Below are 22964 nucleotides of genomic sequence, written 5' to 3'. Positions count from 1 at the left end.
GTGTTCGGACGTCGCAAGAAGGGCAGTGCCGCCGAGGACGCGGCGGGCGAGGCCGAGCAGGTCGTCGACAGTGTCGACACTGAGGCGGACGAGGCGGAGCGGGAGCGCGTGAGGCTCGAGCCGGAGCCGCGGCCCGACGGACCCTGGGACGACTCGGAGGTGCGGGACCCCGCCGAGGGCCGCGTGGACCTGGGTGGTCTCTTCGTGCCCGGAGTCGACGGCATGGAGCTGCGGGTCGAGGTCGCGGGCGACGCGATCGTCGCGGCCACCGTCGTCCTCAAGGACAGCGCCATCCAGCTGCAGGCCTTCGCCGCCCCCAAGCGTGAGGGCATCTGGGGCGAGGTGCGCGAGGAGATCGCCACCGGCATCACCCAGCAGGGCGGTGTCATCGACGAGGTCGAGGGCCCGCTGGGCTGGGAGCTGCGGGCGCAGGTCCCGGTGCAGCTGCCGGACGGCACGGGTGGTTTCCAGGTCGTGCGGTTCGTCGGCGTGGACGGGCCCCGCTGGTTCCTGCGTGGAGTGATCTCCGGGCAGGGCGCCGTGCAGCCGCAGGCCGCGGGCCTGCTGGAGCAGATCTTCCGGGACACGGTCGTCGTACGCGGTGAGGGCCCGATGGCTCCGCGCGACCCGATCGTCCTGAAGCTGCCGAACGACGCGCAGATGGTGCCCGAGGGTGTCCAGCAGGAGGAGCAGAGCGGTTCCCGCTTCTCCGGAGGCATGGGACAACTGCAGCGCGGACCGGAGATCACCGAGGTCCGCTAGAGACTGCACGCCGGACGCTCCGTGGGCGGAACAGCCACACGGCCGGACGCTCCGCGGGCAGAACAGCCACACGGCTTGAAAGGGCCGCACCTCTCCACGGGGTGCGGCTTTTTCGTGTGCGCGGACCCTCGGCGGGTTCTTGTGCGAGATCCCTTGACGCCCAGTTGGTCTGTACCTATGGTCTCGGCCCAGCGCCTAGGTTCATGCAGGCGTTCATCGTTCATATACGAGAACGGATGGCCCCCCACCATGCGCCGTACCGCACTCCTCGCCACCGTCACCGCCCTCGTCGCGGGCGCCCTCGTCTGGCCCGCCGCCCGACAGGCCGACGCCGCCCCCGTCACCTTCGCGCACCCCGGAGTCACGGTCTCCAAGAGCCAGCTGGACTTCGCCCGCACCAAGGTCAACGCCGGGGCTCAGCCCTGGAAAGCCGCGTACGACCAGATGATGGCGAGCAAGTACGCCGACCTGAACCGCGTCCCGAAGCCCCGCGCGACCGTGGAGTGCGGCTCCTACTCCAACCCCAACTACGGCTGCACGGACGAGCGCGAGGACGCGATAGCCGCGTACACCGACGCCCTCGCCTGGTACATCACGCGCGACGACCGGTACGCGAAGAAGTCGATCGCCCTGATGGACGCCTGGTCGGCCGTGATCAAGGAGCACACCAACAGCAACGCGCCCCTGCAGACCGGCTGGGCCGGCTCCTCCTGGCCCAAGGCCGCCGAGCTCATCAAATACACCTACACCGGCACCTGGACCAACTCCGGCCGCTTCGCGACCATGCTGCGCACCGTCTACCTCCCCGAGGTCATCAAAGGCTCCAACTCCAACGGGAACTGGGAACTGTCGATGATGGAGGCCGCGGTCGGCATCTCCGTCTTCCTCGAGGACCGGACGTCGTACGACAAGGCCATCGCGAAGTTCCGGACCCGTGCGGCCGCGTACGTCTACCTCTCCTCCGACGGTGCGTTGCCCAAGACCGTGCCGAGCCAGAACCTCGACACCACCGCGAAGATCGTCAACTACTGGCAGGGGCAGTCCACCTTCGTCACCGGGCTCACTCAGGAGACCTGCCGCGACTTCACGCACACCGGGTACGGCATCTCGGCCATCTCGCACATCGCCGAGACCAGCAGGATCCAGGGCGAGGACCTGTACGGCACCGATGTCGGCGAGCGGCTGCGGCAGGCGCTCGGATTCCAGTCGAAGTACCAGCTGGGGGAGGCGGTGCCGAGCTGGCTGTGCGGTGGTTCCCTCACCCTCGGGCTGGGTCCGGTGACCGAGACCGGGTACAACGCCCTGCACAACCGCCTGGGCATCGCCATGACCAACACCCAGAAGCTGACCGAGCAGAACCGGCCGTCCGGCAGCAACAACCTCTTCGTCGCCTGGGAGACTCTCACCGACGGGGACAACCCCAACTGACGCCCTCTCCGGCCGGGCGCCCCGGTGTCGTCACCGGGGCGCCCGAACGGCGGGGGAGGCAATCGCCCGGCTGACCGGGGAGGGACATGAGCCAGGTCGAGGTCGCCACGAAGACCATGGTGCGCGTCGAGAACGTGCATCGCTGGTACGGCGGTGGAGTCGACGTCGTACCCGCCCTGCGCGGAGTCTCCTTCGACGTGCCACGCGGTGAACTCGTCGTCCTCACCGGCCGCCCCGGGTCCGGCAGGACCACACTCCTCAACCTGGTCGGCGGGCTCGACGAACCGGACGCGGGGCGGATCACCGTCGACGGGCTCGCACTGGAGGGGCTCGGCGAGGACGGCCTGCTGGAACTGCGCCGGGAACGGATCGGCTTCGTCTTCCAGCCCCTCGGGCTCATCCCGCTGCTCACCGTCGCCGAGAACGTCGGTGTGCCGCTGCGGCTGCGCGGGGTCGCGGAGCACGCGCGCGAGGAGCGGATCGCGCGGCTGCTCTCCCTCGTCGGGCTCACCGACCATGCGGCGCGCCGACCCGGGGAGCTCACCGGCGGGCAGCAACAGCGCGTGGCCATCGCGCGCGCTCTCGCGGGCGACCCCGCGCTCCTCGTCGCCGACGAGTTCGCCTCCGGACTCGACGCCGGGACCGGCCGTGCCCTGATGGAGCTGTTGCACACGCTCGTCCGCTGCGAACAGGTGACAGTCCTGGTCGCCCCCTCCCGGGCGACCCCGCTCGACCTGGCCGATCGGATCCTGGAGCTGCGCGACGGAGGGATCGTCGAGCACTGAGCCGAGCGCAGGGCCGAGCAGGGCCGAGCAGGGCCGAGCAGGGCCGAGCAGGGCCCGGACCAGCGCAACAGGGTTGTGCCGACCGGCGCATCAGGGTTGCGTCAAAGACGGCCGTCGGCCGACTCCCCACCCCATTTGTCGAGATTGTTGGCCGTAAGGTCGACGCTGCGTATACAGCGGTGACAGGAAGACAATGGGGCCATGGGACGCGGCAAGCTTCGGATCTACCTCGGTGCGGCACCGGGCGTCGGCAAGACGTACGCGATGCTCTCCGAGGCGCACCGCCGTGTGGAGCGGGGCACCGACTGCGTCGTCGCCTTCGTGGAGCACCACCACCGGCCGCGCACCGAGGTGATGCTGCACGGCCTGGAGCAGGTGCCCCGCAAGCATCTCGACTACCGCGGCTCCGTCTTCACCGAGATGGACGTGGACGCCGTACTGCTCCGCGCCCCGGCCGTCGCCCTGGTGGACGAACTCGCGCACACCAATGTCCCCGGCTCCCGCAACGCCAAGCGCTGGCAGGACGTGGAAGAACTGCTCGCCGCCGGTATCGACGTCGTCTCCACCGTCAACATCCAGCACCTGGAGTCACTGGGCGACGTCGTGGAGTCCATCACGGGCGTACGGCAGCGCGAGACCGTCCCGGACGAGGTCGTGCGGCGGGCGGACCAGATCGAGCTGGTCGACATGTCGCCGCAGGCGCTGCGCCGGCGTATGGCGCACGGCAACATCTACAAGTCCGACAAGGTCGACGCGGCCCTGTCCAACTACTTCCGGCCCGGCAATCTGACCGCGCTGCGTGAGCTCGCCCTGCTGTGGGTGGCCGACCGGGTCGACGAGTACCTGACCGAGTACCGCACTGAGCACCGGGTCTCGAAGATCTGGGGTTCGCGGGAGCGGATCGTGGTCGGGCTGACCGGCGGCCCGGAGGGCCGCACACTGATCCGCCGGGCCGCGCGGCTCGCGGAGAAGGGTGCGGGCGGCGAGGTCATGGCCGTCTACATAGCCCGCAGCGACGGACTGACCTCCGCCTCGCCCAAGGAGCTGGCGGTCCAGCGCACGCTGGTGGAGGACCTGGGCGGCACCTTCCACCATGTCGTCGGGGACGACATACCGGTCGCGCTGCTCGACTTCGCGCGCGGGGTGAACGCCACCCAGATCGTGCTCGGCTCCTCGCGCCGCAAGACCTGGCAGTACGTCTTCGGGCCCGGCGTCGGCGCCACCGTCGCCCGGGAGTCGGGCCCCGACCTGGACGTCCACATCGTCACCCACGACGAGGTCGCCAAGGGGCGCGGACTACCGGTCGCCCGGGGTGCGCGGCTCGGCCGCTCCCGGATCATCTGGGGCTGGCTGGTCGGAGTGGGCGGCCCGGTGGTGCTGGCTCTGCTGCTGAACGCCATCGATCTCGGCCTCGCCAACGACATGCTGCTGTTCCTGACGGTGACGGTCGCGGCGGCGCTGCTCGGCGGGCTCTTCCCGGCCCTCGCCTCGGCGGCCTTCGGTTCGCTGCTGCTGAACTACTTCTACACGCCGCCGCTGCACCGGCTGACGATCGCCGACCCCAAGAACATCATCGCCATCGTGATCTTCGTCGGGGTCGCCGTCTCCGTGGCCTCCGTCGTGGACCTCGCCGCCCGGCGTACGCACCAGGCGGCCCGGCTGCGCGCCGAGTCGGAGATCCTCTCCTTCCTCGCGGGCAGCGTGCTGCGCGGCGAGACCAGCCTGGAGGCCCTGCTGGATCGGGTCCGGGAGACCTTCGGCATGGAGTCGGTCGCCCTGCTGGAGCGGGCCGGCGACGTCGACCCGTGGACGTGCGCGGGCAGCGTGGGCCCCCGGTCGCCGAAGCGGCCCGAGGACGCGGACGTGGACATGCCGGTCGGCGACCACATGGCGCTCGCGCTCTCCGGACGCGTCCTGCCCGCCTCCGACCGCCGGGTGCTCGCCGCCTTCGCCGCCCAGGCCGCGGTCGTCCTGGACCGCCAGCGCCTCCAGTACGAGGCCGACCAGGCCAAGGAGCTGGCCGAGGGCAACCGCATCCGCACCGCGCTGCTCGCCGCCGTGAGCCACGACCTGCGGACCCCGCTGGCCGCGATCAAGGCCGCCGTGTCCTCGCTGCGGTCCGACGACGTGGCCTGGTCGGAGGAGGACCAGGCGGAGCTCCTGGAGGGGATCGAGGAGGGCGCCGACCGGCTCGACCACCTCGTGGGCAACCTGCTCGACATGTCCCGCCTGCAGACCGGCACGGTCACCCCGCTGATCCGCGAGATCGACCTCGACGAGGTGGTCCCGATGGCGCTGGGCGGCGTACCCGAGGGCAGCGCCGAGCTGGACATCCCCGAGACGCTGCCCATGGTCGCCGTCGACCCTGGTCTGCTGGAGCGCTCGGTCGCCAACCTCGTCGAGAACGCCGTCAAGTACAGCCCCATCGACGAACCGGTCCTGGTGTCCGCGAGCGCCATGGCGAGCCGGGTGGAGGTACGGGTGGTGGACCGCGGCCCGGGAGTCCCCGACGAGGCCAAGGACCGCATCTTCGCGCCCTTCCAGCGCTACGGCGACGCTCCCCGCGGCGCGGGCGTCGGCCTCGGCCTCGCGGTCGCCCGCGGCTTCGCCGAGGCGATGGGCGGCACACTGAACGCCGAGGACACGCCTGGCGGCGGACTCACCATGGTGCTCACGGTCCGGGCGGTGGACCGACTGCCCGACCTGGCCACGGCAACAGCAGAAAGGCAGGCTTCATGACCAGGGTGCTCGTGGTCGACGACGAGCCGCAGATCGTACGTGCCCTCGTGATCAACCTGAAGGCACGGCACTACGAGGTCGACGCGGCCGCCGACGGCGCCGGTGCGCTCCAGCTCGCCGCCGCCCGCCATCCCGATGTCGTCGTTCTCGACCTCGGGCTGCCCGACATGGACGGCGTAGAGGTGATCAAGGGGCTGCGCGGCTGGACCCGGGTGCCGATCCTGGTGCTCTCGGCCCGGCACTCCTCGGACGAGAAGGTCGAGGCGCTCGACGCGGGCGCCGACGACTACGTCACCAAGCCCTTCGGCATGGACGAACTGCTGGCCCGGCTGCGCGCCGCGGTGCGCCGCGCGGAGCCGACCGGGGGTGGCGAGGACGACGTCGTCGTCGACACCGAGGACTTCACCGTCGACCTGGCCGCCAAGAAGGTCAACCGGGAGGGCCGGGACGTACGGCTCACCCCCACGGAGTGGCATCTGCTGGAGGTGCTGGTGCGCAACACCGGCCGCCTGGTCAGCCAGAAGCAGCTGCTCCAGGAGGTGTGGGGACCGTCGTACGGCACCGAGACGAACTATCTGCGCGTCTACATGGCGCAGCTGCGCCGCAAGCTGGAGGTGGACCCCTCGCATCCTCGGCACTTCATCACGGAACCCGGGATGGGATACCGGTTCGAGAAGTAGTCCCGGCGGGAAGGGGTACAGAGAGGGTAGGGATGCAGGAAGGGCACAGGTGCGCGAAAGAGCACGGGTGGGCGCACGCGTTCATCCGACGTCAGTGCTCCCCGGTACGCTTTCGGTATGAGTGCTGTTCCTCGTTCCGAAAAGCCGGCGGGCCGGTTCCGGCGCATGATCGACCGGCTTTCCTCGTCCCAGGAGGACCTGGAGTCCGAGGAGCTGCGCGAGGACTCCGAGACCGCGGGCTGTACGCGGATCGGTGACTGCCACGACCGACAGATCGTCACGGTTACTGGTACCTTGCGCACGGTCACTCTGCGCCCGCGGGCCGGAGTCCCGGCCCTGGAGGCCGAGCTGTTCGACGGTTCGGCCGCCCTGGACGTGGTCTGGCTAGGCAGACGCTCCATCGTGGGCATAGAGCCGGGACGCAAGTTGATCGCCTCGGGCCGGATCTCGATGAGCCGGGGCCGTAGGGTGCTTTTCAATCCGAAGTACGAACTCAGACCCCTTGGACGGGAGTAGCCGGTGACGTCGCTCGACAAGCCGACCGAAGACGCCCAGGACGCCCAGCAGGATGCGCGGGCGGTGACCGAGGCCGCACTCTTCGAGGCGTTCGGCGGCGTGCGGGGCATGGTCGAGACGGTGGTGCCCGGCCTGCTCTTCGTCACCATCTTCACGATCAACAAGAACCTGCACTGGTCGGCGATCGCCGCTCTCGGGGTGTCCTTGCTGCTGGTCGTGGTCCGCCTCGCGATGCGGGACACCGTCAAGCACGCCTTCAGTGGCGTCTTCGGCGTCGCCTTCGGTGTGGTCTTCGCGATGATGACGGGCAACGCCAAGGACTTCTATCTGCCGGGCATGCTCTACACGCTCGGCCTGGCCGTCGCCTACATCGTCACGACCCTCGCGGGCGTGCCTCTGATCGGTCTGATCCTCGGCCCGGTCTTCAAGGAGAACCTCTCCTGGCGCACCCGGAATCCCGGCCGCAAGAAGGCGTACGCGAAGGCCAGTTGGGCCTGGGGCCTGATCCTGCTCGCCAAGTGCGCGATCCTCTTCCCGCTCTACTGGTGGGCCAACACCGCGCAACTGGGCTGGATCCTGATCGCGCTGAAGATCCCGCCCTTCCTCCTCGCCGTCTGGCTGACCTGGGTGTTCCTGGCCAAGGCCCCTGCCCCCATCGACGTGTTCGCCGAGATGGAGGCGGAGGAGCAGGCCGAGAAGGAGCGCCGGGCGGTTGACGCCGGGGAGCACGACACGACTGCGGGTCGCCACCGTCGATAGGCGTAGCCCCGGCGCGCCGGGGCGGCCGTCCCTGGAGGACGGTCATGCCCGGAGGGCCGCCCCAGGACCCCGCTTCGGCCTGAACGGCCTCGTCCGCGAACACCGGACGGGCTGATACGAGGGCGGGGGCGCCCGGAGATCTCCGGGCGCCCCCGCCCTCGTATCGCAGCTGTCGGCGCTGACTAGCTCGTCGCGTCGTCGCGGCGGACCGAGAGCAGGTCCTCGAGCTGTTCCTCGCGGGCCTGGGCGGCGACGAAGAGAAGTTCGTCACCCGCCTCCAGGGAGTCCTCCTGGGAGGGCGTGAGGACGCGGGTGCCGCGGATGATCGTGACCAGGGAGGTGTCCTCGGGCCACTCCACGTCGCCGACCTGCGTGCCGGCCAGGGCCGACTCCGGCGGGAGGGTCAGCTCGACCAGGTTCGCGTCACCGTGGCTGAAGCGCAGCAGCCGGACCAGGTCGCCGACGCTCACGGCCTCCTCGACCAGGGCCGACATCAGACGCGGGGTGGAGACCGCCACGTCCACGCCCCAGGCCTCGTTGAACAGCCACTCGTTCTTCGGGTTGTTCACGCGGGCGACCACGCGCGGGACGCCGTACTCGGTCTTCGCGAGCAGGGAGACGACCAGGTTGACCTTGTCGTCACCGGTGGCCGCGATGACCACGTTGCAGCGCTGCAGCGCCGCCTCGTCCAGCGAGGTGATCTCGCAGGCGTCGGCGAGCAGCCACTCCGCCTGCGGGACGCGCTCGACCGAGATGGCGGTCGGCGCCTTGTCGATCAGCAGAATCTCGTGCCCGTTCTCCAGGAGCTCGCCCGCGATGGAGCGACCGACGGCACCGGCACCGGCAATGGCGACCCTCATCAGTGACCGCTCTCCTCTTCGGGGCCCTCGGCGAACGACGCCTCGACCTTCTCGACGTCGTCCGTGCGCATCATCACGTGCACCAGGTCGCCCTCCTGCAGCACCGTCTGAGAGGTGGGCAGGATCGCCTCGCCCAGCCGCGTGAGGAAGGCCACACGCACCCCGGTCTCGTCCTGGAGGCGACTGATCTTGTGGCCGACCCAGGCGGCGGAGGCGTGCACCTCGGCGAGCTGCACCCCGCCGGTCGGGTCGCGCCACAACGGCTCGGCACCCGAGGGGAGCAGCCGCCGCAGCATCTGGTCGGCCGTCCAGCGGACGGTGGCGACGGTCGGGATGCCCAGGCGCTGGTAGACCTCGGCGCGGCGCGGGTCGTAGATGCGCGCCGCGACGTTCTCGATGCCGAACATCTCGCGGGCCACCCGGGCGGCGATGATGTTCGAGTTGTCACCGCTGGAGACGGCGGCGAAGGCGCCGGCCTCCTCGATGCCCGCTTCGCGCAGGGTGTCCTGGTCGAAGCCGACTCCGGTGACACGACGGCCGCCGAAGCCGGAGCCCAGTCGTCGGAAGGCGGTGGGGTCCTGATCGATCACAGCGACCGTGTGCCCCTGTTGCTCCAGGGTCTGGGCCAGAGCGGAACCTACTCTTCCGCAGCCCATGATGACGATGTGCACGACCGTCCTTCCGAATGTAAATGGTTACGGCTCAGGCTAAACAGGGTCTCAGACCGCCGCCCAAGCTACACACGCGCGGTCGATCAGGGGCACCCTTGTGCACGTTCGCCTGTGCGTTCTTGGGGATCAGCGGCGATTGAAGCTCCGCACGCTGAAGAGAGTCAGGATTCCGAGGCCGACGAGTCCTGCGGTGGCGCCGATGAGCTCAGCGGTCACGTGCATGGAACCTCCATAGTGGGATAAACAGGGGCTTTGTCATATAGGCATGCGGATATGCGAGGCCGCTGAATCCGCAACGGGGCCCCTCCCCGTTTTCACTCGGAGAGCAGATGCCGAGCGGCGGGTGGGCGACCCCCCGTTCGAACGCTTACGATCCTCTGCGTGTCCAAACTGACCGACGTGCCCAAACGGATCTTGATCGGGCGCGCACTGCGCAGTGACCGGCTCGGGGAAACCCTGCTGCCGAAGCGCATCGCCCTCCCCGTCTTCGCATCCGACCCGCTCTCCTCCGTGGCCTACGCACCCGGGGAAGTGCTTCTGGTCCTCTCCATCGCGGGCGTGTCGGCCTACCACTTCAGCCCCTGGATCGCGCTCGCGGTCGTCGTGCTGATGTTCACGGTGGTCGCTTCCTACCGGCAGAACGTGCACGCCTACCCCAGTGGTGGCGGCGACTACGAGGTGGCCAACACCAACCTCGGCCCCAGGGCCGGCCTCACCGTCGCCAGCGCGCTGCTCGTCGACTACGTCCTCACCGTCGCCGTGTCGATCTCGTCCGGCATCGAGAACCTCGGCTCCGCCATCCCCTTCGTGGTCGAGCACAAGGTGCTGTGCGCCGTCGTCGTCATCGTGCTGCTCACGCTGATGAACCTGCGCGGAGTCAAGGAGTCCGGAAAGCTCTTCGCGATTCCGACGTACGTCTTCGTCGCGGGCGTCTTCATCATGATCGCGTGGGGCGCCTTCCGCGGGCTCGTGCTGAACGACACCATGCGCGCGCCGACCGCCGACTACCACATCAAGGCCGAGCACCAGGGGCTCGCGGGCTTCGCGCTCGTCTTCCTGCTGCTGCGCGCCTTCTCCTCCGGCTGTGCGGCGCTCACCGGCGTCGAGGCGATCTCCAACGGTGTCCCCGCCTTCCGCAAGCCCAAGTCGAAGAACGCCGCGACCACTCTCGCGGCGATGGGCCTGCTCGCCGTCACCATGTTCTGCGGCATCATCGCCCTGGCCATGTCGACCAAGGTCCGGATGGCCGAGAACCCGGCCACCGACCTGATCCACAACGGCGTCCCGATCGGTTCCGGCTACGTGCAGAACCCGGTGATCTCGCAGGTCGCCGAGGCGGTCTTCGGCAAGGGCAGCTTCCTGTTCATCGTGCTCGCGGCCGCCACCGCGCTGGTCCTGTTCCTCGCGGCCAACACCGCCTACAACGGCTTCCCGCTGCTCGGCTCGATCCTCGCCCAGGACCGCTACCTGCCGCGCCAGCTGCACACCCGCGGCGACCGCCTCGCCTTCTCGAACGGCATCGTCCTGCTCGCCGGCGCCGCCACACTCCTGGTCGTCATCTACGGCGCCGACTCGACCCGGCTGATCCAGCTCTACATCGTCGGCGTCTTCGTCTCCTTCACGCTCAGCCAGACCGGCATGGTCCGGCACTGGAACCGCCACCTGCGTACCGAGAAGGACCCGGCCAAGCGCAGCCACATGATCCGCTCCCGCGCGATCAACGCCTTCGGCGCCTTCTTCACCGGCCTGGTGCTGGTCGTCGTCCTCGTCACCAAGTTCACGCACGGCGCCTGGGTCGCCCTGCTCGGCATGGTGATCTTCTACGCGACCATGAGCGCGATCCGTAAGCACTACGACCGCGTCGCTGAGGAGATCGCCGCCCCGGAAGGCCCCTCCGACGACAGCGTCCGCCCCTCCCGCGTCCACTCGGTGGTCCTGATCTCCAAGATCCACCGCCCGACCCTGCGTGCCCTCGCCTACGCCAAGCTGATGCGCTCCGACACCCTCGAAGCGCTCAGCGTCAACGTCGACCCGGCCGAGACCAAGGCCCTGCGCGAGGAGTGGGAGCGGCGCGGCATCGACGTACCGCTGAAGGTCCTCGACTCGCCGTACCGCGAGATCACCCGGCCCGTCATCGAGTATGTGAAGGGCCTGCGCCGGGAGTCCCCGCGCGACGCGGTCTCGGTCATCATCCCCGAGTACGTGGTCGGCCACTGGTACGAGCATCTGCTGCACAACCAGAGCGCGCTGCGGCTCAAGGGCCGGCTGCTGTTCACGCCCGGTGTGATGGTCACCTCCGTGCCCTACCAGCTGGAGTCCTCGGAGGTCGCGAGGAACCGGGCCCGCAAGCGGCAGGAGTGGAACGCGCCGGGTGCGGTGCGCCGGGGTCCGGCGGAGGAGCGCCCGAAGGAGTCCTCGAACACCAAGGGCTGACGGCCTTGCGACCGCAGGGGCTGACGGCTTTGTGGTGAGCGGCCGGGCAAGGTCCACGTAGACTGGTGGGCTGTTGTCCGGCCGTTCGCGGTTCCGCGACCCCTTCCTCATCCCCTTTCGCATCTGGAGTCACCCCGCCATGCAGGCAGAACCGAAGAAATCGCTGGTGGGGGAGGAGTACGAGGTCGAGATCGGCCCCGTGGCCCATGGCGGGCACTGCATCGCCCGTACGGCCGAGGGCCAGGTCCTCTTCGTCCGGCACGCCCTGCCCGGCGAGCGCGTCGTCGCGCGTGTCACGGAGGGCGAGGAGGGCGCGCGCTTCCTGCGCGCGGACGCGGTGGCGATCCTCTCGGCGTCCAAGGACCGCGTCGAAGCCCCCTGCCCCTACGCCGGCCCCGGCCGCTGCGGCGGCTGCGACTGGCAGCACGCCAAGCCGGGCGCGCAGCGCCGCCTCAAGGGGGAGGTCATCGCCGAGCAGCTGCAGCGGCTCGCGGGCCTCACGCCCGAGGAGGCCGGCTGGGACGGCACGGTGATGCCCGCGGAGGGCGACAAGCTGCCCGCCGGCGAGGTTCCGGCCTGGCGTACGCGCGTCCAGTACGCCGTGGACGCCGACGGCAACGCCGGACTGCGCCGCCACCGCTCGCACGAGGTCGAGCCGATCGAGCACTGCATGATCGCGGCGCCGGGCGTGAGCGAACTCGGCATCGAGGAGCGCGACTGGTCCGGCATGGCCTCGGTCGACGCGATCGCCGCGACCGGCTCCCAGGACCGCATGGTCATCCTGGAGCCCCGCCCCGGCGCCCGCCTGCCCCTCGTGGAACTCGACAGGCCCGTCTCCGTGATGCGCGTCGAGGAGCACGACGGCGGCATCCACCGCGTCCACGGCCGCGCGTTCGTGCGCGAGCGGGCCGACGGCCGTACGTACCGTGTCGGCAGCGGCGGCTTCTGGCAGGTCCACCCGATGGCGGCCGACACCCTGGTCAAGGCCGTCATGCAGGGCCTGATGCCGCGCAAGGGCGAGATGGCGCTCGACCTGTACTGCGGCGTCGGCCTCTTCGCGGGCGCCCTCGCGGACCGCCTCGGCGACAAGGGCGCGGTCCTCGGCATCGAGTCCGGCAAGCGCGCGGTCGAGGACGCCCGGCACAACCTCACCGCCTTCGACCGGGTCCGCATCGAACAGGGCAAGGTCGAGTCGGTCCTCCCTCGCACCGGCATCACCGAGGTCGACCTCATCGTCCTCGACCCGCCCCGCGCCGGCGCCGGTAAGAAGACGGTCGAGCACCTCTCCTCCCTGGGCGCCCGCCGCATCGCCTACGTCGCCTGCGACCCGGCGGCGCTCGCCCGCGACCTCGGGTACTTCCGCGACGGCGGGTACAAGGTGCGGACGCTGCGGGCGTTCGATCTCTTTCCGATGACGCATCACGTGGAGTGCGTGGCGATTCTGGAGCCGGTGAAGAAGGACGCCTGACCTGCGGATTTAGGTCGCTGAGGCAGACGTTCCCCTCGGCGGGCGGAAGCACTGGAGTTGGTCGGGCGTATGGTCCTGACCGAAGCCCCGCACGCCGACTGCCTACTTGCCTGCGTTTGGTGACACGTCCACTCCCAGGCGGTCGAAGCCCCGGTAGGTCCGGTTCGTGCCCCACGTGCTGTCGTGTACTCGGGCCTGCGGGTGGCGTCGGCAAAAGGCGTCCAGGAGGGCCAAGGGGCGGGTACAGCTCCAGTACGTGCTCCACCACCGACTCCGCCTCCGCGGCGCCCGCGGTGCCGGTCACCTGCTCGACGAGCCGGTTCTCCAGGACGTACCAGAGGGCCGTGCCCATCAGGGAGGTGGTCGTCTCGAGTCCCCCGAACAGGACCATGGAGCAGGTGGCGAGCCGGTCTACCGGGCTGCCGTCGACACGGTTCCAGATCGTGTCCTCACCCTCGGCTCCGGACTGGAACCTGACGCGCATCTCGCGCAGCGCGTCCTGGGCGGCGCGCGTCCGAGGAACGTTCCGTCGCCGCGCTCCGGGTCACGCATCCGGGACTCGTCCGCTTTCTGGGCATGAGCCGGCGCAGTGTGGCCGAGCACGTCCGCAAAGTGTCCCAGCGGCTCGCCAGCGGCAGCCGGGCCCAGCTGGGCTGTCTGCTGGCGACCTCCTCGCTTCTGCATCCGGAGGACGGCGGCCCTGAGGGCCGCTCCCTGGGGCTGCTCGGCGACGCCGGCGTCACGTCCGACTGCTCTCGAGCACCCGCGCCAGCCGTGTCACTGTCGGATGGAGATACAGCTCCCGCAGCTGCAGAGGTGGCATCCCCTGCTCGCGCATGACCGCTGTCAGCCGCACCGCGAGCAGCGAATTCCCGCCGAGCAGGAAGAAGTTGTCGTCCGGCCCGACGGGCACCCCGAGCAGCGTTTCCCAGACCGAGGTGAGGGACGCCGCGAGGTCGGTGCGGTCACCGTCCGGTGATTCGGTCGTGTCCACGGGCACGGGCGGCGCGGGGACCACGGCGTGTTCCGCCAGCTTGCGCGTGTCCAGCTTGCCGTTCGCGGTCAGGGGCAGGGCCGGGACGGCGATCACCGACGTCGGCACCATGTACGAGGGCAGAACGCTTTGCGCGCGTTGGCGCACCGGCTCCGTTTCGCCGCCGGTGCCCAGCAGCACCACGTACGCGGTGATACGGGCCTGAGCGGCGTCTCCGGTCTCGCCTCCCTCGACGACCACCGCTGCCGCCGTGACGTCCGGGGCCTCCAGCAGGACGGTGCGGATCTCGTCCAGCTCGATCCGGAAGCCCCGCACCTTCACCTGCGAGTCGAGGCGCCCCAGGTGCTCAAGCCTGCCGTCCGGGAGGAGTCGGCCGCGATCGCCGCTGCGGTACATTCGCCCGCCGCTGAAGGGGTCCGGCACGAACCGTTCCCGGGTCAGGTCGGAACGTCCCAGGTACTCCAGGGCAAGGCCCTCGCCACCGACGTATATCTCGCCGGGAGCACCGCACGGAACCGGGCGGCGCCGCTCGTCGAGAACGTACAGATGCCAGCCGGGCAGGGCCGCGCCCACCGATCGCGATCCGCACAGCGCCTCCCGGCGTGTGACGGTCTGGGCCGTGACGTGGACGGTGGTCTCCGTGATGCCGAACATGTTCACCACACGACAGCGGTCCTCCGGGTAGCGGTCGAACCACGTCGCCAGCGGTCGGGCGTCGAGGGTCTCACCGCCGAACACGACCAGCCGGACGGCCAGTTGCTCCCCGCTGCGGCGGTCGGCGTCCATCAGCTGTGCGAAGGCCGACGGGGTCTGGTTGAGCACGGTGACCCGCTCGGTCAGCATCAGGGCGTGGAATTCCTCGGGTGACCGGGAGACCCAGAACGGCACGACGACGAGCCTGGCTCCCGTCAGCAGCGCTCCCCACACCTCCCACACGGAGAAGTCGAAGGCACAGGAGTGGAAAAGGGTCCAGGTGTCGTCCGGGCCGAGGCCGAAATCGTCCCGCGTGGCGGCGAGGAGGGCCACGACGTTGCGGTGCGGTACGACCACGCCCTTGGGGCGGCCGGTGGAGCCCGAGGTGTAGATGACGTAGGCCGCCTCCTCGGGGGCCCGCGTGGGCTTCACATCTTCCGGTGCCGTACCCAGGTCCTCCCCCCGCGCTTCCAGTTCCTCCGGGCGCACACACCACATGCCGGCGGTCCCGGGGAAGGTGCCGAGGGTGGTCACGACGGCCCGCAGCCCCGCGTCCTCGGCGGTGTACGCGAGCCGGTCGGTCGGGTAGGCCGGGTCCATGGGCACATAGACGCAGTCCGCCTTCAGCACGGCGAGCATCGCGACCACGAGCTCGAGTGACCGCTCCAGGCAGATCCCCACGCGCTCACCGGCACCGATCCCGCCGGCCCGCAGAGCGGCGGCACAACGCGCGGCCCGCCCTTCCAGTTCGGCGTACGTCAGCGTCCGTCCCTCGTAGGTGACCGCCACGGCATCGGGCCGTTCGGCGGCTCTGGCGGCGAAGGCCGCGTCGATCCGCTCCGGTGTCCAGACCAACGGCGCCGCGGGAACGCCGAGTTCGGCCGTACGACGCGCCTCCTCCTCGTCGAGCAGCCCGAGGTCACCCGGCGTGAGCTGCCCTGTCGTATTGCTCAACTGCTCATAGACGAAGGCGACATGCCGGGCGAATCGCTTCGCCGACTCCTCGCCCACCTCGCGGAGACGATGGTGGACGATCAGCTGCGGCGCCCCCGCGGCGGTGCGTCCGGGGACGATGGTGAGCGGAAAGGGAGCGGTCTGACACGCCGTGTAGAGGAGGCCGTCGGCGTACGAGAGCTCATCGCCGATTCCTTCCAGGATGCCTACCACGACCCCGCCGCCCGCGCCGAGCACGAGATCCGCGTACTGGCCCGCTCCGCACCGGCCGTCGCGTCCCGCGAGTGCTTCCCCCGCGCGAGCCAGCAGGCCCACCGTGTTGACGGCGCCGGAGAGGTCCGGAGCGAGCAAGGTGACGGTGTCGAACGCGCCCAGCGCCCCGGCGGGCCGGTCCCGCTGGTTCCGCAGCACGCCGAGCAGCGGCCTGTCCTGGTCCTCGAACCGGGCGAGGACGATCGCGGCCGCCACCGCGAGCCGTGCCCCCAAGTCGGCCGCCCCGGCGCGCAGTTCTACAGCGAACTGTCCCGAACGCTCGCCCGCGCCGTCTTCCCCGGCCGCCCAGTCCAGTCCTGCCGCGCACTTCGCCGCCCGCCACTCCTGGAGCGTCTCTTCCCGCGCCTCCCCGCGGTCGTCCGGCTCGACGGCATGCATCTCCTCGTGCCGCGAGCGGCCTGTCAGGACGTTGGCGACGAGGCGCAGGGACTCCGTGTCCAGGCGGTCGCGATGGGCCACGAGAACGAGTTCGGCCTGCCCGTCGGCGAACTCGAGCAGGACGGCGCGGAAGGCCTCGTCCCGAGGGTGGAGAGCACGGGTCGTCTCGGCGCGCACCCGATCGCCCCCGGCGGCCCGGTCGGCAAGGACCCGCTCGTGCCACAGCCTGGGCAGCTTGCACCCGGTGTCCTCACCCCACCAGGCCCCGACCGCCTCGTCCAACGTCCGGCCCATCAGCTCCGCGTCCGCGCCGTGCGGAAGGCGGACGTGGACGGCGTGGCAGCGTGCGGACGCGGCTGCGGGGGTGAGCCAGGACGTTTTGATTCGGGGCACGGCTTGAACTCCAGGTGGCATGGTCGTGGTCGGAGGGTGCGGCGCCCGGCAGGAGCGTGTCGGGGCGTCAGCGCGCGGTGAAGCCACCATCGACGGTGACGACGCTGCCCGTGACCTGGCGCGATTCGCCCGAGGCCAGCCACAGGGCCGCCGCCGCGATGTCCTCCGGTTCGACGAGCGCGTTCATCGGCTGCGACTGCACGAAGGTGTCCTCGTGTTCGTTCACCGGGACGTCCAGGGCACGGGCGATCTCGGACAGCATGCGCCCTTCGACGTGGTCCGCGTCCCGGACCGATCCTGGGCAGAGCGCGTTCACGCGCACCTTGCGCGGCGCGTAGTCCAGCGCCACGGCCTTTGTCAGGCCTACGAGGCCGTGCTTGGCGGCCACGTAGGCGGCGAAGTGGCGGTAGCCGACCAGTCCGGCGGTGGAGGCGACGTTGATGATGCTGCCCGAACCGCGCTCGACCATGCGGCCACCCACGGCCCGGATCAGGCGCCAGGCCCCGGACAGGTCGATGTCGAGCATGAGGTTCCACTCGCCCTCGTCGATGTCGTGCGCGATCTTGCCGGAAGGAGCCGCGATGCCCGCGCTGTTGACCAGGATGTCGATCGCGCCGAACCGTGCGACGGCCGCGTCCACCGCGGCATCGACCGCGTTCGCGTCCCGCACGTCGACCGCCTGAGCCAGTACGGAGGCGCCGAGGTCGCGGCAGAGTTCCACTGTGTGCGCGAGCTGACTGGCGGACCCGAGGGGGTAGGGCACCTGGTCGAGATCCCCGGCGATGTCGAGCAGTGCGAGGTCCGCGCCTTCCTTCGCGAAGGCGGTGGCACAGGCACGCCGCAGCCCCCGGGCGGCGCCCGTGACGAGAGCGGTCTTACCGGACAGGCGCACGGTTGGCTCCCGGGAGTGTCTGCACCTGAGCATCGATCACCTGGAGGAGAGCCGGCGCGTCGTCGGCCAAGTACATGTGGCCGCCGTCCAGTTCGACCAGGCTCAGTCCGCTCTCGGTGACGTCCGCCCATCGGGCGACCGCGGCTCCGCTCACCAACTCGTCGTGGCGGCCGCGCAGGGCCGTGACGGGCACCTGCAGGGACGTGTGCGTCGAGGGCCGGTAGTTCTCGTGCATCGCGACGTCCGCGCGCAGTGCGGGCAGCAGCAACTCCCGCATGTCCGGGTTCTCCAGGGCCGGATGCGCATACCCCGCAAAGCGCCGCACCTGAGCCAGAAACGCCTCGTCGTCCAGGTCGCTGGCCCGGGTCTCCCTGCCGTCCCAGGGCCCCGGCGAGCCGCTGACGAACAGCCTCTCGACACTGACTCCTTCCAACTCGCCCATTCTGTGGGCAAGTTCGTAGGCGAGAACGGCGCCGAGACTGTGGCCGAAGACCGCCACCCGGCCCGCACCACCGGTGAGCCGCACGACCTGGTCGTACGCGTCCGCCACGGCCTGGGCCACGTCCGTGTGGGGCAGCTCGACGAAGCGCTCCTCCCTCCCCGGGAGCTGCACCGCCACTATCCGCAAGGTCTCTGGTACGTGCTTCTCCCAGGCTCTGAAGAACGAGGCGCCCGCCCCCGCGAAGGGCAGGCAGACAAGAGCTATCGGTTCCATCGGGTGGATTCCCTCTCGGACAAGTGGAGCTCAGGCGCAGCAGCGTATGTACGGCTTCGGAGCCACAGCGACTTCGCCCAGGCCGGAGAGCTCTTCGAGGTGTGGGCGACGAACGCCGACGCCGCGATGGGGCTGAGAGTCCGCCGTATCGGCGAGGACGGCAGGTCTGTGGCGGACGAGGTGATGCAGCCGTGCGGGGGCGGACTCTTCCGCGCCGAGCTACGTGCCGAACCCGGACTGTGGACGGTGGAGGTCTACTCGAACGCTCTCGGGTACTCGTGCCGGGACGTGCAACTGGTCGTCTAGGGCCTGTCCGGCGGACAGCGACAGCCTGGGCGGCGGGGTCGCGGTCCAGGCCACGACTTCCGATGACGCGTCACGTGGAGTGCGTGGCGATCCTGGAGCCGGTGAAGGCGGACTCCTGGCCCGAAGGTCCTTGCGCAAGGGTCCTGGCCCGAGGCGTCGTTGTCAGTGGTGACCACTAGTTTGGAGTCACTGGAAGACGGCCGAAGCGGCCGACCGGGCCTTTGGGGAGGGGTGTGCTGTGTCCGCTGCGCAGGCACGACAGTCGGGGAACACGACGTATCTGGAGCTGTCCCAGGAGAGCGGCGGTGCCCACAAGTTCTACGAGGTGACCGTCGAGGGAACCACCGTCTCCGTGCGCTACGGACGGATCGGTGTGGACGGGCAGCGTCAGACCTCCGCGTTTCCGACCGTCGAGAAGGCGAACGCGGCGGCGGCGAAGAAGATAGCGGAGAAGGTGCGCAAGGGGTACGCGCCCGCCGTCCAGGGGCAGCGCGCGGCCCGGGCCGTGACGCGTCGGCAGGTGACGTCCGCCCCGTCCACGGCGCGGGCGACGGCGCCGGTGCTGTGGCGGTTCCGTACGGGCGCCTCGGCGTTCGGCATCCATGTCGACGAGGACCGCTGCTGGGTGGGCAACCAGCACGGCAGCGTCTACAACTTGAGCCACGACGGCGAGGTGTTGGCTCACTACTCCCTGCCGGACGGTGTGAAGTGCCTGGTGGCGGACGACTTCTGGATCTACGCGGGCTGTGACGACGGCCGGGTGTACGACCTCTCCTCGAAGGTGCCGTTCGCGGCCTACGAGATAGCGGCCGAGGTGGACATCTTCTGGCTGGACATTCACGCGGGCGTGCTGAACGTCTCCGACCGCAACGGCGGTCTGACGGTCATCGACCACGAGGACGAGCTCCAGTGGTCGCGCAACTCGTCCGGGGACAACGCGTGGATGGTGCGGGCCGACGACCACGCCGTGTACCACGGGCACAGCCGCGGTGTGACGGCGTACGCGGCGGACGGCACCAGCCAGCTCTGGCACACCGCGACCCATGGCAATGTGCTCTTCGGATGGCAGGAGGAGAACGCCGTCTACGCCGGGACGGGGCGGCGGGTCGTCCAGCGGCTCGCCAAGTCCGACGGGCGGATCGAGGCCTCCTATTCGTGCGACGCCGCGGTGTACTCGTGTGCCACGTCCCCCGGCGGGCGGTACGTCTTCGCGGGCGACTCCGCTTCCTCGGTCTACTGCTTCAGCGCCGACGGCTCCCGGCTGTGGAAGCTCGGCACGGGCGGCGGCTCGGCGCTGTCCATGCAGTACCACGACGACAGGCTGTACATCGTTTCGACAGACGGCTCTCTCGCCTGCATCGACGCGAGCGAGGCCGCGATCAACGCCGCCCAGTCGGGCACCGTCCCGGTCGCCGCGGACATCAAACTGGCGGCCGCCCTGCCGACGTACGCACCGCTCACCACCGCCGCCTCCGTCGCCACGGTCAGCGCCGTCCCCGCGCCGGGGAGCGGGGTCGTCGTGGAGTGCACTCAGGAAGGAGGCCGAGTGCGCGTGCACGTGGTCTCCGAGGGCTATGAGCCGAGTTGGAACGTCCAGTTCCCGCGTGCGATACGCCAGCCGGGCGCCCGCTATGTGGTGGACGCGCTGCACTCCTCGACGGGTGGCTTCTACCGGGTGCGCGGAGAGATCAGGCGTCTGGTGTGACGCTCACCGACCAGAGCAGGTAGGTGCGGGCTGTCTCGCGGCCTTCGAGGGGGCCTTCTCTCGGCCTGCGAGGGGCCCCCTCGTGTACGACCGTCTCCGCCGGGCCAGGACAGCCGGCCTGGAGGGCCGCCCGTGTTCGGCGTGGGCGGCTGTCCGGTGGGTGGGGAGGGTCAGACGTGGGCGGGTTCCTGTGTGGCTGGGTCGTCGTGTGCGGGGGTGGCGGTGGTGTGGTGGGTGAGCGCTTCGCCTTCCACGTCGACCTTGGGGAGGATTCGGTCCAGTGGGCGGGGTATCCACCAGGCGGTTTTGCCGAGCAGGGCCAGGACGGCTGGTACGAAGGCCATGCGGACGATGAAGGCGTCGAACAGGACGGCGATGGCGAGGCCGAAGCCGATCATTTTGATCATGGATTCGCTTGCTCCGATGAAGCCGGAGAACACGGCCATCATGATCAGTGCGGCGGCGACCACGACGCGGGCGCTGTGGCGGAAGCCGCTCTGGATGGCCTGGTGCGGGCTGTCGCCGTGGACGTAGGCCTCCCGCATGCGGGCGACGAGGAACACCTCGTAGTCCATGGCGAGGCCGAAGACGATGCCGACGAGGAAGATCGGCATCAGGCTCATGATCGGGCCGGTGGTCTCCACGCCGAGGAGTGAGGCGAGCCAGCCCCACTGGAAGACGGCGACGACGGAGCCGAGTGCGGCGAGCACGGAGAGGAGGAAGCCGATGGCTGCCTTGATGGGGACCAGGACGGAGCGGAAGACGACCATCAGGAGCAGGATGGCCAGGCCGACGACCACGATCAGGTAGGGGATCAGGGCGTTCTGGGTCTTCTGGGCGACGTCGATGTTGAGGGCGGTGGTGCCGGTGACCTCGAACTCGGCGCGGGTGGAGGCTTCGGTGTCGGGGCGTTCGTTGCGGATGGTTTTGACGAGGTTCTGGGTTTTCGTGTCGGTGGGTGCGGTGGAGGGGACGGCGGAGAAGACCGCGGTGTCGCCCGCGGGGTTGAAGCGGGCGGGGGAGACGGACACGACTCCCTCCGTGGCTTTGATCTTCTTCTCGATGGTGGTGACGGCGGTTTTGGGGTTCGTGGCGTTTTTGGCGTCGACGACGATGGTCAGGGGGCCGTTGAAGCCGGGGCCGAAGCCGTGGGCGAGGTCGTCGTAGGCGCGGCGCTCGGTGGTGGAGGTGGGTTTGGCCTCGTCTCCGGGCATGCCGAGCTGGAGGTCCATCACCGGTAGGGCGAGTGTTCCCAGGCCCACGACCGACAGCAGGAGCACGGGGAGGGGGCGGCGCAGGACGAAGCGTGCCCAGCGGCTGCCGCCGTTGTTCGCGCCGGCCTCCTTGGTCCGGCCGTGTTTGCGGGAGCGGCGGGAGAGTACGGCGTTGGGCCAGAAGCCGAGGAGGGCGGGGACCAGGGTGAGGGCGATGAGGACGCCGATGATGACGGCTCCGGCGGCGGCGAGGCCCATTTTGGTGAGCAGGGGGATGCCGACGACGGAGAGGCCGGCGAGGGCGATGACGACGGTGAGGCCGGCGAAGACGACGGCGGATCCGGCGGTGCCGGTGGCGAGGCTCGCGGCTTGCTGGGGGGTGTGGCCCTGGGCGCGTTCTTCGCGGTAGCGGGAGACGATGAAGACGGCGTAGTCGATGCCGCAGGCCAGGCCGAGCATGGTGGCGAGTGTGCCGGTGGTCGAGGAGAGGCCGAATGCGCTGGACAGGGCCATGATCGCGGCCATCGAGACGCCCACACCGATGATCGCGGTGAGCAGCGGGAGTCCGGCGGCGGTCAGTGAGCCGAAGGTGATGATCAGGATGAGGGCGGCGATGGCGATGCCGATGCCCTCGGTCGCTCCGCCGGCGGCGGGCTGGGTCGCCAGCGCGTCACCGCCGACCTCGACGGTCAGACCCGCGTGCTTGGCCTGCGTGATGGCGTCCTTCAGGTGGTTCTTGGCCGCGTCGGTGAGGTCGTCGGCCTTCACTTTGAAGGTGACGGTGGCGTACGCCGTCGTCGCGTCCTTGCTGATCGCGTTCGCCTGGAAGGGGCTGACCGCGCTCGCGACCTGCGTGCCGTCGGCCGCCTCGTCCACCAGCTTGGTGATGGTCTTCTTGTTCTCGGCGGCGGTGATCTTCTGGCCGTCGGGGGCCACGAACACGATCCGGGCGTTCGCCCCGTTCGCGGTCGTCCCGGGGAAGCGCTGCTCCATGAGGTCGAACGCCTTCTGGGACTCGATCCCCGGCATGGAGTTGTTCGGATCAGGAGCGGCGGGGGCCTTGGCGGCGCCGAAACCGACCGCGGCCAGGACGGCCACCCATATGAGGGCGACGTACCAGCGCCGCCGGAAGGCCGTACGGCCCAGTCGATAAAGGAAAGTAGCCACGGGCTGAGGTCTCCACTCGTCCGATCTCGGGAACCCCATCAGCTTCCCCGTGGCAGACCCCTCCCGTCGTCGTGCACGTGCCGACATTTCCGACTACTGAGAACGCAGTACGCCGCTTCCGGATCATCCTCCTGACGTCTACCGCCGGCCGCGGAGAACCGCGACCGGCGGCGTACGTC

The 22964-nt window shown here is 69.9% G+C and carries 17 protein-coding genes; 11 read left to right on the top strand and 6 right to left on the bottom strand.

Features of this window, described 5'->3' with window-relative positions; translation table 11 throughout:
• The 7 genes from ACIRA5_RS40605 (at position 1) to ACIRA5_RS40575 (ending at position 7669) form a co-directional block, all read left to right on the top strand.
• Complete coding sequence (locus ACIRA5_RS40605) at positions 1-762, top strand: DUF3710 domain-containing protein (protein ID WP_054229932.1); 762 nt, start codon at positions 1-3, stop codon at positions 760-762.
• 249 nt (positions 763-1011) lie between these two features.
• Positions 1012-2190 carry an alginate lyase family protein gene (locus tag ACIRA5_RS40600; RefSeq protein ID WP_403699747.1) on the top strand — a complete coding sequence of 393 codons (1179 nt, stop codon included), beginning with the start codon at positions 1012-1014 and terminating at the stop codon, positions 2188-2190.
• Positions 2191-2276: 86 nt separating this feature from the next.
• On the top strand, positions 2277-2975 hold the full coding sequence (locus tag ACIRA5_RS40595; protein ID WP_403699744.1) for an ABC transporter ATP-binding protein: 699 nt from the start codon (positions 2277-2279) through the stop codon (positions 2973-2975).
• 201 nt (positions 2976-3176) lie between these two features.
• Positions 3177-5714 carry a DUF4118 domain-containing protein gene (locus ACIRA5_RS40590; RefSeq protein WP_403699741.1) on the top strand — a complete coding sequence of 846 codons (2538 nt, stop codon included), beginning with the start codon at positions 3177-3179 and terminating at the stop codon, positions 5712-5714.
• Positions 5711-6394 carry a response regulator gene (locus ACIRA5_RS40585; protein WP_054237129.1) on the top strand — a complete coding sequence of 228 codons (684 nt, stop codon included), beginning with the start codon at positions 5711-5713 and terminating at the stop codon, positions 6392-6394. The genes ACIRA5_RS40590 and ACIRA5_RS40585 overlap by 4 nt, the downstream gene beginning before the upstream one ends.
• A gap of 117 nt (positions 6395-6511) precedes the next feature.
• Positions 6512-6910 carry an OB-fold nucleic acid binding domain-containing protein gene (locus ACIRA5_RS40580; protein WP_079090087.1) on the top strand — a complete coding sequence of 133 codons (399 nt, stop codon included), beginning with the start codon at positions 6512-6514 and terminating at the stop codon, positions 6908-6910.
• Between the two features lie 3 nt (positions 6911-6913).
• On the top strand, positions 6914-7669 hold the full coding sequence (locus tag ACIRA5_RS40575) for a DUF3159 domain-containing protein (RefSeq protein ID WP_403699737.1): 756 nt from the start codon (positions 6914-6916) through the stop codon (positions 7667-7669).
• 182 nt (positions 7670-7851) lie between these two features.
• On the opposite strand, the gene ACIRA5_RS40570 is transcribed toward ACIRA5_RS40575, so the two are convergent.
• Positions 7852-8529: a TrkA family potassium uptake protein gene (locus ACIRA5_RS40570; RefSeq protein WP_054237132.1), complete on the bottom strand. Its 678-nt coding sequence runs from the start codon at positions 8527-8529 to the stop codon at positions 7852-7854.
• Positions 8529-9200, bottom strand: coding sequence for a TrkA family potassium uptake protein (locus tag ACIRA5_RS40565; protein ID WP_054237133.1), 672 nt, complete (start codon positions 9198-9200; stop codon positions 8529-8531). The genes ACIRA5_RS40570 and ACIRA5_RS40565 overlap by 1 nt, the downstream gene beginning before the upstream one ends.
• A gap of 381 nt (positions 9201-9581) precedes the next feature.
• Between ACIRA5_RS40565 and ACIRA5_RS40560 the strand changes: the two genes are divergently transcribed.
• Entirely contained in the window at positions 9582-11633 is a 2052-nt protein-coding gene (locus tag ACIRA5_RS40560; RefSeq protein WP_097286546.1) for an APC family permease, read from the top strand.
• A gap of 139 nt (positions 11634-11772) precedes the next feature.
• A complete protein-coding gene (locus ACIRA5_RS40555; RefSeq protein ID WP_403699733.1) occupies positions 11773-13101 on the top strand; it encodes a class I SAM-dependent RNA methyltransferase in 1329 nt (442 codons plus the stop codon).
• A 739-nt stretch (positions 13102-13840) separates the two neighbouring features.
• Here ACIRA5_RS40555 and ACIRA5_RS40550 read toward each other — a convergent pair.
• The 3 genes from ACIRA5_RS40550 to ACIRA5_RS40540 form a co-directional block, all read right to left on the bottom strand.
• Entirely contained in the window at positions 13841-16786 is a 2946-nt protein-coding gene (locus ACIRA5_RS40550; RefSeq protein ID WP_403699730.1) for an amino acid adenylation domain-containing protein, read from the bottom strand.
• A 67-nt stretch (positions 16787-16853) separates the two neighbouring features.
• Positions 16854-17678: an SDR family oxidoreductase gene (locus tag ACIRA5_RS40545; protein ID WP_403699727.1), complete on the bottom strand. Its 825-nt coding sequence runs from the start codon at positions 17676-17678 to the stop codon at positions 16854-16856.
• A complete protein-coding gene (locus ACIRA5_RS40540) occupies positions 17662-18393 on the bottom strand; it encodes a thioesterase II family protein (RefSeq protein WP_403699724.1) in 732 nt (243 codons plus the stop codon). The genes ACIRA5_RS40545 and ACIRA5_RS40540 overlap by 17 nt, the downstream gene beginning before the upstream one ends.
• Before the next feature lie 3 nt (positions 18394-18396).
• On the opposite strand from ACIRA5_RS40540, the gene ACIRA5_RS40535 reads away from it, so the two are divergent.
• Together ACIRA5_RS40535 and ACIRA5_RS40530 are read left to right on the top strand one after the other, a co-directional pair.
• A complete protein-coding gene (locus ACIRA5_RS40535) occupies positions 18397-18699 on the top strand; it encodes a hypothetical protein (RefSeq protein WP_403699722.1) in 303 nt (100 codons plus the stop codon).
• A gap of 238 nt (positions 18700-18937) precedes the next feature.
• Entirely contained in the window at positions 18938-20404 is a 1467-nt protein-coding gene (locus tag ACIRA5_RS40530) for a WGR domain-containing protein (protein WP_403699719.1), read from the top strand.
• A gap of 170 nt (positions 20405-20574) precedes the next feature.
• Here ACIRA5_RS40530 and ACIRA5_RS40525 read toward each other — a convergent pair whose 3' ends face one another.
• A complete protein-coding gene (locus ACIRA5_RS40525; RefSeq protein WP_403699716.1) occupies positions 20575-22785 on the bottom strand; it encodes an MMPL family transporter in 2211 nt (736 codons plus the stop codon).
• Between the last annotated feature and the right edge of the window lie 179 nt (positions 22786-22964).

The sequence above is a fragment of the Streptomyces sp. NPDC096311 genome (genome assembly GCF_044763085.1).
GTDB lineage: Bacteria > Actinomycetota > Actinomycetes > Streptomycetales > Streptomycetaceae > Streptomyces.
Note: the sequence above shows the minus strand (reverse complement) of the source record. Positions and strands in the feature narration are given on the sequence as shown.